The sequence below is a fragment of the Ruegeria sp. BC8 genome (assembly GCF_056535705.1).
The window spans coordinates 2945637-2959033 of sequence record NZ_JBQFIV010000001.1 but is presented as its reverse complement, the minus strand read 5'-3'; the positions used below and the strand labels follow the sequence as shown (position 1 = coordinate 2959033).

The 13397-nt window shown below is 62.4% G+C and carries 16 protein-coding genes and 1 tRNA gene; 9 read left to right on the top strand and 8 right to left on the bottom strand.

Going from position 1 to position 13397, the window contains the following annotated elements; translation table 11 throughout:
• The first annotated feature begins 2 nt into the window (after positions 1–2).
• The gene (locus ACR3EK_RS14945) at positions 3–617 is read left to right on the top strand and encodes an FMN-binding negative transcriptional regulator (RefSeq protein WP_480633783.1); all 615 of its coding nucleotides are present in this window, start codon (positions 3–5) and stop codon (positions 615–617) included.
• Between the two features lie 17 nt (positions 618–634).
• Here ACR3EK_RS14945 and ACR3EK_RS14940 read toward each other — a convergent pair whose 3' ends face one another.
• Positions 635–1078: a c-type cytochrome gene (locus ACR3EK_RS14940; protein WP_480633782.1), complete on the bottom strand. Its 444-nt coding sequence runs from the start codon at positions 1076–1078 to the stop codon at positions 635–637.
• Positions 1079–1551: 473 nt separating this feature from the next.
• On the opposite strand from ACR3EK_RS14940, the gene petA reads away from it, so the two are divergent.
• From petA to ACR3EK_RS14910, 6 genes are all read left to right on the top strand, one after another.
• Positions 1552–2112, top strand: coding sequence for a ubiquinol-cytochrome c reductase iron-sulfur subunit (gene petA, locus ACR3EK_RS14935; protein ID WP_093964025.1), 561 nt, complete (start codon positions 1552–1554; stop codon positions 2110–2112).
• A gap of 12 nt (positions 2113–2124) precedes the next feature.
• Positions 2125–3456, top strand: a complete 1332-nt coding sequence (gene petB / locus ACR3EK_RS14930) for a cytochrome b (protein WP_093964026.1) — start codon at positions 2125–2127, stop codon at positions 3454–3456.
• Between the two features lie 18 nt (positions 3457–3474).
• Entirely contained in the window at positions 3475–4260 is a 786-nt protein-coding gene (locus ACR3EK_RS14925; RefSeq protein WP_170361312.1) for a cytochrome c1, read from the top strand.
• A 207-nt stretch (positions 4261–4467) separates the two neighbouring features.
• On the top strand, positions 4468–4719 hold the full coding sequence (locus ACR3EK_RS14920) for a PepSY domain-containing protein (RefSeq protein ID WP_170451686.1): 252 nt from the start codon (positions 4468–4470) through the stop codon (positions 4717–4719).
• A gap of 6 nt (positions 4720–4725) precedes the next feature.
• On the top strand, positions 4726–5301 hold the full coding sequence (locus tag ACR3EK_RS14915; RefSeq protein WP_170451685.1) for a cytochrome b/b6 domain-containing protein: 576 nt from the start codon (positions 4726–4728) through the stop codon (positions 5299–5301).
• Positions 5298–5819, top strand: coding sequence for a helix-turn-helix transcriptional regulator (locus ACR3EK_RS14910; protein WP_170451683.1), 522 nt, complete (start codon positions 5298–5300; stop codon positions 5817–5819). The genes ACR3EK_RS14915 and ACR3EK_RS14910 overlap by 4 nt, the downstream gene beginning before the upstream one ends.
• A gap of 6 nt (positions 5820–5825) precedes the next feature.
• Here the strand turns inward: ACR3EK_RS14910 and mtaB are convergent, their stop codons facing one another.
• Together mtaB and dapF are read right to left on the bottom strand one after the other, a co-directional pair.
• Positions 5826–7082, bottom strand: a complete 1257-nt coding sequence (gene mtaB, locus ACR3EK_RS14905; RefSeq protein WP_260063762.1) for a tRNA (N(6)-L-threonylcarbamoyladenosine(37)-C(2))-methylthiotransferase MtaB — start codon at positions 7080–7082, stop codon at positions 5826–5828.
• Positions 7082–7921, bottom strand: a complete 840-nt coding sequence (gene dapF / locus ACR3EK_RS14900; protein ID WP_480633781.1) for a diaminopimelate epimerase — start codon at positions 7919–7921, stop codon at positions 7082–7084. The genes mtaB and dapF overlap by 1 nt, the downstream gene beginning before the upstream one ends.
• A 211-nt stretch (positions 7922–8132) precedes the next feature.
• Here dapF and ACR3EK_RS14895 point away from each other — a divergent pair.
• Positions 8133–8208: transfer RNA gene (locus ACR3EK_RS14895), tRNA-Lys, on the top strand.
• A gap of 33 nt (positions 8209–8241) precedes the next feature.
• Here ACR3EK_RS14895 and ACR3EK_RS14890 read toward each other — a convergent pair.
• Genes ACR3EK_RS14890 through ACR3EK_RS14870 form a run of 5 tightly spaced genes read right to left on the bottom strand, consistent with a single transcriptional unit; the run spans position 8242 to position 12430 of the window.
• A complete protein-coding gene (locus ACR3EK_RS14890; RefSeq protein ID WP_170510733.1) occupies positions 8242–8763 on the bottom strand; it encodes a DUF3833 family protein in 522 nt (173 codons plus the stop codon).
• Between the two features lie 8 nt (positions 8764–8771).
• On the bottom strand, positions 8772–9389 hold the full coding sequence (locus ACR3EK_RS14885) for a DUF3833 family protein (RefSeq protein WP_170342870.1): 618 nt from the start codon (positions 9387–9389) through the stop codon (positions 8772–8774).
• Entirely contained in the window at positions 9386–10609 is a 1224-nt protein-coding gene (locus ACR3EK_RS14880) for an MFS transporter (RefSeq protein WP_480633780.1), read from the bottom strand. The genes ACR3EK_RS14885 and ACR3EK_RS14880 overlap by 4 nt, the downstream gene beginning before the upstream one ends.
• Entirely contained in the window at positions 10609–11145 is a 537-nt protein-coding gene (locus ACR3EK_RS14875; protein ID WP_170440030.1) for a hypothetical protein, read from the bottom strand. Before ACR3EK_RS14875 ends, ACR3EK_RS14880 begins: the two co-directional genes overlap by 1 nt.
• Positions 11096–12430, bottom strand: coding sequence for an NAD(P)/FAD-dependent oxidoreductase (locus ACR3EK_RS14870; RefSeq protein WP_170439400.1), 1335 nt, complete (start codon positions 12428–12430; stop codon positions 11096–11098). Before ACR3EK_RS14870 ends, ACR3EK_RS14875 begins: the two co-directional genes overlap by 50 nt.
• Positions 12431–12669: 239 nt before the next feature.
• Between ACR3EK_RS14870 and ACR3EK_RS14865 the strand changes: the two genes are divergently transcribed.
• Positions 12670–13395: an SDR family NAD(P)-dependent oxidoreductase gene (locus ACR3EK_RS14865; RefSeq protein ID WP_480633779.1), complete on the top strand. Its 726-nt coding sequence runs from the start codon at positions 12670–12672 to the stop codon at positions 13393–13395.
• Positions 13396–13397 lie beyond the last annotated feature (2 nt).

Here is a 13397-nt window from a genome sequence, read left to right as displayed (position 1 = left end):
CAATGCACCCCAACCCAGCCTTTCGCGCCGAGGACCGCGCGCGCCATGTGGAGTTTGCCCGCAGCCGGGGATTCGGCGTACTGGCGCTGTCGGTCGACGGCCCGCCATTGATCAGCCACGTGCCCTTTCTGCTGTCCGAGGATGGGGCGGCGGCCGAGCTGCATCTGGTGCGTTCGAACCCGATCGTGCGGGCGCTGGCCAACCCGCAGGAGGCGCGGATCGCGGTTCAGGGGCCCGACGGCTATGTCTCGCCCGATTGGTACGGGGTCGCGGATCAGGTGCCCACGTGGAATTACGTGGCGGTGCACCTGACCGGCCGGCTGGAATTGCAGCCGCAGGACCGGCTGCGCGATCTGCTGGACCGGCAATCGGCCTTTTTCGAACAGCGGCTGCAACCCAAGCCGCCCTGGCGCGCCGACAAGATGGACCCGGCGGCGCTGGAGCGGATGATGCGCATGATCGTGCCCTGCCGCATGCAGATCACCCAGATCGACGGCACCTGGAAACTGAACCAGAACAAGCCCGAGGCGGCGCGACTGGCCGCGGCCGAGAATGTCGAGCAGTCCGGGATCGGCACCGAGCTTGGTCAACTGGCCGCCCTGATGCGGGACAGTTGACTGGCGCCGGGTTGGGTTCAGTCGGTGAACGTAGCCAGATAGGCGGCGATATCCTCGGCGCCTGTCTTCAGCTTGACGCTCATGTTCGGGCGGGCGGTGTCGTCATTCAGGAAGTCCTGAATGAACCCGATCGGGTCGCGGGCGTAGGCGGCGATATTTTCCTGCGTCCAGACCAGGCCGTTTTCACCGGCGCGGATCATGTCATCGGTGAACATGCCGATGGGCAGCCGTTCACTGCCGTTCAGATAGTCGTTTTCGGTTCCGGCGGCCCTGCCGACCACACCATAGAGATTCGGGCCGGTGATGCCGCCTTTGATCAGAACCTCGCCATCCTTGATGATGGCGTGACAGGACGAGCAGCGGTTGTAGAGTTTCTCGCCGCGCGCGGCGTCGCCTTCGGCGGCGGCGTGGTGTGCGGCGGCGAACGCGAGCAGCAGAATGGAATTTTTTAACAAAGTCATTTGGGTCCTCATTCAGGTCGGTCGCGCGCCCGCCGCCTTTGCTTGAAAAACCCCGGGGTCGCAACCGGGAAATTCACCGCAGCGCAACCGAAAAAATAATTTCAGAATAGAAGTTTACATGAGTTCTCTGGGCCCGAATCCGCGCGGTCCGGTTGCTGTCATGTTTGCCTCGTGCCGGGTACCCGAGTGAACAGGTGCTCGGCCGGGCCAGGGGCGACAGCCGTGGCGAAGGGTCAGAGAATCACCTGCGAAGTGATTCGCGCCTTCGAACGGCGATTTTCGCAACATCCGAGGAAGTTCTTGAAAAATGACCCCTTCATTGTGACATGAATGCCCAGATGCGGCGTAGTGCGCGCCTATGACCGCTGGACGAACCGATTTCCGCCAGCTAGATACCCGCGATGAGACGCCGCTTTGATGCGGTGCTGATGCATGTTTGCCCGTAGCCGGGCGCTGGAATCGGAGAAAACCTCGTGTCCCACGCAGAAGACCACGAAGGCACCCGCAGAGATTTCCTCTACTACGCCGCCGGCGGCGCAGGTGTCGTTGCAACGGGAGCCGCCGTGTGGCCCCTGGTCAACCAAATGAACCCCTCGGCAGACGTTCAGGCGCTGTCCTCGATCCGCGTGGACGTCAGCGGCGTCGAGATTGGCACCCAGATCACGGTCAAGTGGCTGGGCAAGCCCGTCTTCATTCGTCGCCGTACCGAAGAAGAGATCAACTGGGGCCGCGAAGTGCCGCTGGAGGATCTGCCGGATCAGAACGACCGGAACGAAAACAAGCCGAACCTGCCCGCGACCGATGAAAACCGGACGCTGGACGAAGCCGGCGAATGGCTGGTGATGATGGGCGTCTGCACCCATCTGGGCTGCGTTCCTCTGGGCGACGGCGCTGGTGATTTTCACGGGTGGTTCTGCCCGTGCCACGGATCGCACTACGATACGGCGGGCCGTATCCGCAAAGGTCCCGCTCCGGAAAACCTGCATATCCCGGTCGCCGAGTTCCTCGACGAAACCACCATCAAGCTGGGTTAAGGAGACGCGCTCATGTCCGGTATCCCGCACGATCACTATGAACCGAAGACCAACGGCGAGAAGTGGCTGAACAGCCGTCTGCCCATCGTCGGCCTTCTATACGACACTTTGATGATCCCCACCCCGAAGAACCTGAACTGGATGTGGATCTGGGGCATCGTCCTGACCTTCTGCCTGGCGTTGCAGATCGTCACCGGCATCGTTCTAGTGATGCACTATACCCCGCATGTCGATCTGGCCTTTGCCAGCGTCGAGCACATCATGCGCAACGTAAACGGCGGCTACATGCTGCGGTACCTGCACATGAACGGCGCGTCGCTGTTCTTCGTGGCGGTCTATATCCACATCTTCCGCGGCCTGTTCTACGGTTCGTACAAGGCGCCGCGCGAAGTGACCTGGATCATCGGCATGCTGATCTACCTGATGATGATGGGCACCGCCTTCATGGGTTATGTTCTGCCTTGGGGTCAGATGTCCTTCTGGGGCGCCACCGTGATCACCGGCCTGTTCGGCGCGATCCCCTTCGTGGGCGAAGCGATCCAGACCTGGCTGCTGGGCGGACCGGCCGTCGACAACGCGACGCTGAACCGCTTCTTCTCGCTGCACTATCTGCTGCCCTTCATCATCGCAGGGCTGGTCATCGTGCATATCTGGGCCTTCCACACCACCGGCAACAACAACCCCACGGGTGTTGAAGTTCGCCGCACGTCGAAAGCCGAGGCCGAGAAAGACACGCTGCCATTCTGGCCCTATTTCGTGATCAAGGACCTGTTCGCGCTGGCCGTCATCCTGGTCGTGTTCTGGGCAATCGTTGGCTTCATGCCGAACTACCTGGGCCACCCGGACAACTACATCGAAGCCAACCCGCTGGTCACGCCCGCGCACATCGTGCCCGAATGGTACTTCCTGCCGTTCTACGCGATCCTGCGTGCCTTCACTAGCGAAGTCTGGGTCGTGCAGTTCGCCAGCTTCATTACCGGTGGCATCATCGACGCCAAGTTCTTTGGTGTTCTGGCGATGTTCGGTGCAATACTGGCAATGGCGCTGGCGCCGTGGCTGGACACTTCGACCGTGCGTTCGGGCAAGTACCGCCCGATGTTCAAATGGTGGTTCTACCTGCTGGTCATCGACTTCTTTGCCCTGATGTGGCTGGGTGCGATGCCGGCGGAAGAGCCCTATGCGACCTTCTCGCTGATCGCGTCCGCCTACTGGTTCGCCTATTTCTTCGTGATCCTGCCGATCCTGGGTGTCATCGAAAAGCCCGATGCCCAGCCGGAAACCATCGAAGAAGACTTCAACGCGCATTATGGCAAGGCTGACGCCGACGCCACGCCGGCCGAGTAAGAAGAGGGACCGGAAACCATGTTCAAGAAACTTGCAATCGGTGCCGCGTTTGCCATCGCCCTTGCTCCTGCTGCGGTATCCGCAGCCGGAGGCGGCGAGCAGCATATCGAGGACTTCGACTTCTCGTTCGAAGGGCCCTTTGGCGCTTACGATCAGAACCAGCTTCAGCGCGGCCTGCAGATCTATACCGAGGTTTGCGCGGCCTGCCACGGTCTGAAATACGTACCGCTGCGCGACCTCACGGCGCTGGGCTACTCGGAAGAAGAAGTCATCGCTTATGCCGCTGGCTCGTTCGAGGTGTTCGATCCCGAGCTGGACGATTTCCGCCCGGCTAGGCCGACCGATCACTTCCCGGCCAACGATGCCGTGGGCGCACCTGACCTGAGCCTAATGGCCAAGGCGCGTGCTGGCTTCCACGGCCCCTACGGTCTGGGGATCAACCAGCTGGTCAAAGGCATGGGTGGCGCTGAATACATCGCGTCGCTGCTGGACGGTTATACCGGCAAGGAAAAAGAAGAGGCCGGCACTATCCTGTACGAAAACACCGCCTTCCCGGGCGGCTGGATTTCGATGGGCCCGCCGTTGTCTGACGAACAGGTCGAGTTTGCCGACGGACACGAAAACACCGTCGAGGCCATGTCCCAGGACGTCGCTGCGTTCCTGATGTGGGCCGCCGAACCAAAAATGATGGATCGCAAGGCCTCGGGCTTTGTCGGGGTTCTGTTCCTGACCATCATGTCGGTGCTTCTCTACCTGGTGAACAAGCGTCTGTGGGCGCCGGTCAAAGGCAAAAAGTCGGTTTGACCTGAGCGTCGCCTGCAAAAGCAAGACAACCCCGCGCATGGCGCGGGGTTTTTTCTTTTTGCGGTCGGAAACCCGCCGAACCGGGCATCAGCGCGGGCTTATTCACGGCTTTTAAGCGGAATGCGCATGGCGCCGGCGGTGTCGGCTGCTCAGGTTTTCGACAGCGTCAGGCGGTCTGACGCAGGATCGAAACCGAGGAGACCCGACATGAAACTACCCATACTTGCAGCCGCGTCGCTTGTGGCCACTCCGGTTCTGGCTCTGGACCTGGTGCCGGATACGGAACTGGGCAAGACAGAGACCGAGGTGCGCGCCACTCTGACCGAGCTTGGCTATGACGTGCGCAAGATCGAAATGGAGGACGGTGAAATCGAGGCCTATGTCGTGAAAGACGGACAGATGGCCGAGATCTATGTGGACCCCGCGTCCGGCAAGATCCAAAAGATCGAGGACAAGTGACCGGCAATGTCCGAGTCAATCCAGTACGAGAGCGGGCGCGAGGGCGCCCGCACCATCCGGGTCTGGGACCCGCTGGTCCGCCTGATCCACTGGTCGGTGGTTCTGGGCATTCTGCTCAACGCCGCTTTGACTGACCCTGAGGGGCTGTTGCATGAATATGTCGGTTATGCCGTGCTCGGGCTGGTTCTGTTGCGCCTGGCCTGGGGCGTCCTTGGGCCGGCCCCGGCCAGGTTCTCGGCATTTCCGTTCAGCCCGAATGCTGCGGTCCGACATTTGCGTGATACCGTCCGGGGCGACCGGTCGGTTCACCTTTCGCACAATCCTCTGGGCGCGCTGATGGTCTACAACATCTGGATGACGTTGGGCGTCATCTGCGCCACAGGCATCATGATGGGTACCACGGCCTTCTTCGGGGTGGGTTGGGTCGAGGATGCGCACGAGCTGGCGTTCAACTGGCTGATGCTAAGCGTTGTTCTGCACGTGCTTGGCGTGCTTTTGGACCAACGTCGAACCGGTGTCGCTCTGGTTAAAGCCATGGTATCAGGGGACAAGAATATTCCTGATGGCTGGTCGACCAAATGATCAAATGGATCACCGAAAACCTGCGGTCCGGCGATACGGATGCACGCCGGGCCGTTCTGATGGCGGCGATGATCGTGGTTCAGGGTCTATGCGCCGCATTCTACATGGGCGACGCCATTCTGGACCTCGATGGCAGCGAGCCCCTGGCACATCTCGTTTTGGAATCCCTGGTCGCGACCGTCCTTTGCCTTGGCGTCCTGTTCTTCATGCTCGAGCTGCGCCGATTGCTGGCGCGAATGGACCAGGCAAAACAAGGACTGCGCGCGGCGCAGGGAGAAATGAGCGCCGTGATCGACACTTTCTTTACCCGCTGGGGCCTGACCAGCGCCGAGCGCGAAGTGGGCCTGTTGATCCTCAAAGGCGTCGACAATGAGAATATCGCCCGGATCCGAGGCCGTGCCGTGGGTACCGTACGCGCGCAGTCGGCTTCGATCTATGGAAAAGCCGGCGTGGACGGACGCGCCCAACTGATCAGTGTTTTCATGGAAGAGCTTCTGGCAAGCGACGGTCCGGCCTGAGAGACGTCAGGCCACCAACTGCTGATCGCGAACCCCGGTGATGGTGGCAGTCACGATCTGCCCTTCGGGTTGCGCGTTCGCAAATGTTACCTCGGTGAACTGCTCGGTCCGGCCCATGTGGGGATTTTCCATCAGTATGTGATGGGTCTTGCCCAGCTGGGCTTCCAGGTGTCTGGCTACCTGCGCGTCACCCGCCTCACGTAGCCTGGCGGCACGTTGCTTTGTCACCTTGCCGTTGACCTGCTGCGGAATGCGCGCCGCCGGCGTGCCTTCGCGCTTGGAATAGGGGAAGACGTGCAGCCAGGTCAGGTCGCAGTCGGTGACCAGTTTCAGCGAGTTCTCGAAATGGGCCTCGGTTTCCGTCGGAAAGCCCGCGATGATGTCGGCACCAAAGGTGATCTCGGGGCGCAGCCTGCGGGCCTCTTCGGTGAAGCGTATGGCGTCGTCGCGCAGGTGGCGGCGCTTCATCCGTTTCAGGATCAGATCGTCACCATGCTGCAGCGACAGGTGCAGATGCGGCATCAGGCGCGGCTCGGTCGCGATGGCCTGCATCAGGTTCTCGTCCACCTCGATCGAATCGATCGAGCTGATGCGCAGGCGCGGCAGGTCGGGCACCAGTTTCAGGATGCGCATGACCAGATCGCCCAGCTTGGGGCTTGCGGGTAGGTCGGCGCCCCATGAGGTCAGGTCGACCCCGGTCAGCACGACCTCGTTGTAGCCCCGGTCCACCAGCCGCTTGATCTGGTCCACCACCACGCCCGCCGGGACGCTGCGCGAGTTGCCGCGGCCATAGGGGATGATGCAGAAGGTGCAGCGATGATCACAGCCGTTCTGGACCTGCACATAGGCGCGCGAGCGGGTGCCGAATCCGTCGATAAGGTGGCCGGCGGTTTCGGTGACCGACATGATGTCATCGACCTGAACCGTCTCGGTCTCGCCGATGAAATCGGCGGCCATGCCTTTCCAGGTTTCGGGGCGCATCTTTTCGGTGTTGCCGATCACCGCATCGACCTCGTCCATCTCGGCAAAGGTCTGGGGTTCGGTCTGGGCCGCGCAGCCGGTGACGATCAACCGGGCGTTGGGGTTCTCGCGGCGCAGCTTGCGGATCTCCTGCCGGGCCTTGCGGACGGCTTCGGCGGTGACGGCGCAGGTGTTCACGATCACCGCGTCCGTCAGCCCGGCCTGCTGCGACAGCTCCTTCATCGCCTCGGTCTCATAGGCGTTGAGCCGGCAACCCAGCGTGGTGAATTTCGGCGGGTTCATCACAGCGGCTCCAGAAACTCGGGCTTCAGCGTGCCCGAGAAGACATGGCAGGTGGGGCCGGTCATCCAGACGCCGTCCTCGCGCCAGTCGATCCAGATGGTGCCGCCGTCCAGTTCGATCTGCACCTTGCGTCCGGTCAGGCCGCGCCGCGCCGCGGCCACGGCCGTGGCGCAGGACGACGAGCCCGAGGCCAGCGTAATGCCCACGCCGCGCTCCCACACCCGCATGCGGATGTGATCCGGCCCGATGATCTGGGCGACCTGCACATTGGTGCGCTGCGGATAGAGCGGGTGATGCTCATAGCGTGCGCCAAACTCTGCCAGCGGAATCGCCTCGGCGTCTTCGACGAAGAAGGTGCAATGCGGGTTGCCCATGCCGGTGGCCACCGGTCCGCCTTCGATCGGCAGTTCCAGCGTATCCACCTCTTCGGCCAATGGAATGTCGGCCCAGTCCAGCTGTGGGTGCCCCATGTTGACCGAAGTCAGCCCGTCGCCCGCGTCCCGCGCCTGCAGCGTGCCGTGGCTGGTGGTCAGCGTCAGTTCGGATTTGCCGCTTTCCTGCATCAGGAACCGGGCGATGCAGCGGGTGGCGTTGCCGCAGGTGGCCGAGATCGACCCATCAGCATTGTAGAACACCAGATGCGCATCCGATTCGCCGTTTTCGATGACGGCCAGCTGGTCGAATCCGACCCCGAACTGCCGGTGTCCGATCCCGCGCGCCAGCGCCGGCGTGATCTGCACCGGATGCGCGCGCGCGTCCACAATGACGAAGTCATTGCCAAGCCCGTGCATCTTCATGAAGGGCAAACCGGTGTCGGATCGTTGCTGCATGGCGGGCATATAGCCTTGCCGCAGACATGAATCCAGCCCGGCGCGAAGATTCCTGAAAAAAGGGGTTGACCCCCCGCCGCCTCAACCCTAATTAGGCCGCCTATCGGGACGCCGGGAACACAATGATTTCAGGCGGAACGCGGTGCGAAAAAGGGCTTGTACCCGGTCGGGAAAATGCCTTAGACAGCGCCACGGATCGCAACGATCCGATGAAAAGAGTGGGCCGTTAGCTCAGTTGGTAGAGCAACTGACTTTTAATCAGTGGGTCGCAGGTTCGAATCCTGCACGGCTCACCACTTTTTCCAAAGATTGATCGAGACGCCGCGCGGTCACTTCTTTTCAAAGAACAGCACGACTTCGCCCAGCCGGATGCCAAAGCGCGAGACATAGGCGCGGTTCAGCAGGCGGTCATCGTCCAGCAGCCACATCCAGTCGTCGAAATCGACACGCATCGTACCATCCTTCACTGGCAGGTCGATGCGGTACTTCCAGTTGAACGTGTCACCACGCTCGGTTCCCGACGCGGTGCCCAGAACGCCGGGCGCGGTGCCGGTCCAGGTATCCTCGCCGGTTTTGGTCAGGGTCCAGATGCGCTGTTCGGTGGCGCCGTCGTCATAGACGAAGTCTTCGACCAAAGTCAGGGTCTGGCCGTCCCATGTCCCGTTGATGTCGACCGTGAACCGCCGCGGGATGTTGCCCAGAACGTCCTGGAACTGCCCATAGGCCACGGTGTGGCCCTCAAAGAACTCTTCGAGGTTCAGCTGGCGGTCCGACAGGAAAGTGGTCGGGACTTTCGGTTTGAAGGCACAGGCCGCTGTCAGCAGCAGGCACGCGAAGGCCAGTTGTTTCATGAGCCGGGTCATTGCAGGGCCCTCGGGTCGGCGGTCCGGTCATGGCCGTTTGCGCCGGGCACATGCGCCGTCTTTTCCGGCGGGGCGGGGCGCATCGTGGCGACCAGCTCGGCCACCTTCAGCCCGAACTTGCGCATTTCCGAGCGGTTCATGATCGCCCCGCTCTCGGTCAGGTACATCCAGTCGGTGACGTCCAGGGTGTGGCCTCCGGCGTCTTCGGGCAGAACGATGCGATAGGTCAGCTTGACCGTCGCGCCCGAGATCACGCCGCGGCCTTCGCCGACGATGTCGTCGGCGGTTGCGGTAAAGCTGTTGCCTGTGCCCATGGTCAGGTACCATTTGCGGGTCATCTGCTTGCCGTTCGAATAGGTGAAATACTCGGTCAGAGTGCCGGAATTGCCGTTCCATTCCCCGATCATCCGCGCCACGAAGCTGTTCGACATCTTGCCGGTCGGGCCATAGATCAGCCCTTCGGACAGGATTTCCCCGTTCAGATTGTCCTTCAGCGAGAAATCGGGGCCGGTTCCGGTATAGTCCGACGGCGATTGCGCGCGAAAGCTGAGAAGGCGGGTTTTGACCGCGATCAGGGCCAATACGGCCAGTGCGGCAATCAGAAGAAATGTCATTTTGCGGGTACCTCTGTAGGCAGCGTCAGGACCATTCCGAACGCGCCGAGTTTCAGGATGCAGGGCAGCACGGCATAGGCCAGGTTGAGCGTTTCCAACGCCTGCGCCGAATTCGTCTGACCGGGCACGAAGCCGCTGCGTTCCAGCAGCGGAAGGGTGAAGAATGCGGCCAATGCCAGCCCCAGTTTGCCGGCGAAAGACCAGATGCCAAAGGCGGCCGAGGCATTCAGCCCCGCGCGTGTCAGCACCACCGAGAACATGGCCGGCAGAACCACCATGTCCGCCCCCAGCGCCGCCCCCGACGCCAGGCAGATCACCGCGAACCCGGCCAGGTTGCCGGGCGCCAGCATGGCCGCGCCGACAAAGCCCAGAATGGCCAGCGGCATCGCGATGATCAGAGTCTGTTTCGGGCCGATCCGGTTGCTGAGCCGTGCCCAGAGCGGCACGGTCGCCCCGGCGCTGAGGAAAAACAGGATCAGCAGCGGCCCGGCCTTGCCCGGCAATTGCAGCCGGTCCTCGACGAAGAACAGGAAAAGGGTCGAGGTGATCGCAACCGGCAGGCTGTTGACCAGCGCCAGCGCCAGCAGACGCAGGGCCCCGGCCTGACCCAGCCCGTTGAACGACAGCCCCTGCCCGGTGATGGGCGCGCGCCGCCAGATCGGCAATGTCAGCACCATGGTGACCAGCGCCAACGCGCCCAGAAACAGCCCGAAGGCCGGATAGCCCTGCGCGCCCGCGCCCAAAGCCACGAACAGCGCCGGTGCGCTAGCGGCCAGAACCACGCCGGCCAATTGCCCGCCCTCACGAAAGGCGGCGAGGGTCATCAACTCGCGCGGGGTGGCCTGTTTCGCCAGCGTCGCGCTGCGGCCATAAAGCAGAATGGTGCCCAGGCTGTAGGCGGAAAACAGCAGGATCAGGATCGCCACAAGAGCGGCGACGCTCGCCCCCTGCGGCAGTGAGAACAACAGCGGAAAACCGATCGCTAGGCCTCCGGCGGCCAAGACGGCAAAACCCATCTGCGCGCCGGGCCAGCGGTCAATCGCCCAGCCGATCAGCGGGTCTTGTACCAAATCCACCAGCCGGATCAGCAACAGAACTGTGCCGATCACGCCCAGGCCGATCCCGAGGTTCACCGCCGCAAAGCGCGGCAGGTGGATGTAGAGCGGGATACCCGCCGCAGCAAGCATCAGCGCATAGAGGCTGACACGCGGATACAGCATCACTGACCCCGCAGCTGACGCGTGAAAGCAGCGGACCGGGTGTTGTTGCCCAGAAAGATCGACATGAAGCTGCGCTTGATCCCCGGATAGGAGAGGGTGCAGGTCTTGCGCCCGTTGCGCCAGAACTCGATCGCGTCGGGGCCTTTGGTGACCGCCAGATAGCTGTCACCGGCGCCGACCGCCTGATAGCAGGTTTTCAACTGCGCCTCGATCGGGGCGCTGTTGCCCTGCCGGGCCATCTCGTCCAGCGTGGATTCGATCAGCGCCTTCTGCTTCAGCGATTTCCGATAGGTCAGCTTCAGCCCGAAATCCTGCGACCAGCTGAGCGGGCCGCCGCCTTTGGTGAACAGCTGCGCGTCGTAGATCGGCAGACCGAGGAACCGGAAGGTGGCAGTGCCACGCAGCTCGGCATCGGGCAGCACGTTGGTGACGGGCGTGGCCGCCAGCCCGGCAGGGGCCAGCAGAACCAGGCTCAGGATCGCTGCGTTACGGGCTGGCCGTAACCGGGACAGCGACGCTTGGATCAGGTATCGCATTTTCAGCTCCGATGGTTTGCGGATCGCCGTTCAACAGCCCGACAACATGCATCGCGCTGGCGATTCCGTCTTCGTGGAACCCGTGCCGGTTGTAGGCACCGGCGAACCAGGTCCGGTTGCGACCCTGCATCTCGCGGATCTGGCCCTGCGCTTTCAGCGCGGCCTTGTCGAACACCGGATGGGCGAATTCCACCTCGTCATAGATCTTGTCGGGCGCGATGTCGGAAGACGGGTTCAGGGTGACGAACAGGGGGTCGCTTTCGGGGATGTTCTGCAACCGGTTCATCCAGTAGGTCACGCCCACGTTGCCCGCCTGCGAGCGGTATGTCCAGCTGGACCAGCAGGCGCGGCGGCGCGGCATCTGGCTGGGGTCGCAGTGCAAGACCGCGCGGTTGGGCTGATAGCGGATCGCGCCCAGCGCCGCGGCCTCGTCGGCGGTGGCGTTCTGGCCCAGAATGGCCAACGACTGGTCGGAATGGGTGGCCAGGATGATCTCGTCATACTGATCCGAGCGGCCCTGCGCCTGAACGGTCACGCCCAAGGCATCGCGTTCGACGTTAGAGACCGGCGCGCCCAGGCGGATGTCGCAACCCCGGCCGCGCAGAGCGGATTCGATCCGGCGGACATATTCGATGCTGCCACCCTTTACGGTCCACCACTGGTGCTGGGCGCCGCGTTTGCTGGACAGCAAGGCGTGGTTGCGGAAGAACTGCACCAGCGACCGCGCCGGAAACTGATCGACGAACTCCACCGGAGTTGACCAGATCGCGCCGCACATCGGCATCAGGTAATTGTTGCGGAACCAGTGGCCCAGCCGCATCTGGTCAACCAGCTCACCAATCGTGGTGTCATCATCCCGGGCGGCCTCGGGCGCTTCTTTGCCAAAGCGCAGTATGTCGGCGATCATCTTGTAGTAGGAGGGCCGCACGAGGTTGCGCTTCTGCGCGGTGATGGTGCGCAGATTGTTCAGGCCATATTCGATGCGACCATTGTCGATGGTGGCGCCAAAGCTCATCTCGCTTTTGATGACCGGCACGTCCAACTCGCCAAACAGCTTGGTCAGGTAGGGATAGGTGGCGTAGTTGAAAACGATGAACCCGGTATCGACAGGTTGGTCGCCGTTGCGCCCGGCCATCACCGTGCGCGCATGTCCGCCCAGACGGGGTTCGGCCTCATACAGGGTGACGTCGTGACTTTCCGACAGGTAATAAGCCGCTGATAATCCTGAGATGCCTGCGCCTACAATTGCGATTTTTTTCCGTACGCCCCGGGTTTCGTCGAACATGCCATCCTCTTTATGCGACATTTTACAATAAGATACGCAGGGTAGGCCGGAGCGGATCAAATCCGGGCCATGTTTTTCCCTGTTTCCCACTGATCGGCGGGCAGTGCGTCAGGATTGCATCAATCGCGGTTGCTGGTGATCCGGGGTCTGCCCGTCCGCGTAATGAAAGATGTTATGATCGAGACAACCCAACCCAAGACCGCGGCTGTTCACGCTTCGGCAAATGCGAACCGCCCGGCATGAGCAGTTTTGACGGAAAAACCTATTGGATCATCGGCGCCAGCGAAGGTCTGGGCCGGATGCTTGCCGAAGCCTTGGGCGGTCAGGGCGCGCACCTAGTGCTGTCCGCGCGCAGTGCCGAGCGGCTTGAGCAGATTTGCGCCGCGCTGCCCAATGCCCGTGCGGTACCGCTGGACGTGACCGATCTGGCGCAGGTGCGCCGCGCCGTGGCCGAGATCGGCCAAGTTGACGGTCTGGTCTACAACGCCGGGGCCTATGAGCCGATGCGCGCGCAGGACTGGCAGACCGAAGCCGCGCTGGCCATCAGCGACGTGAACTACTCAGGCGCGCTGCGGGTTCTGGGGGAAACCGTGCCGGCCATGGTGAAGGCGGGGCGTGGCGACATTACCCTGATCGGGTCGCTGGCGGGCTATCACGGACTGCCTGCGGCGATCGGGTACGGGTCCAGCAAGGCGGCGCTGATCTCGCTGGCCGAAACGATGCGGCATGACCTGGCCGGAACCGGGGTGACGGTGCGCATCGTCAATCCGGGGTTCATCAAGACCCGGCTGACCGACAAGAACAGCTTCAAGATGCCGATGCTGATGGAGCCCGAAGACGCCGCGCAGCGCGTGCTGCGCGCAATGGCGCGCCGGCGCTTCCGGACCGACTTTCCGGCGCCGTTCTCGTGGGTCATCCGGCTGATCGATTACCTTCCGGATATTCTGGTCTATCGTGGAAAATAGAC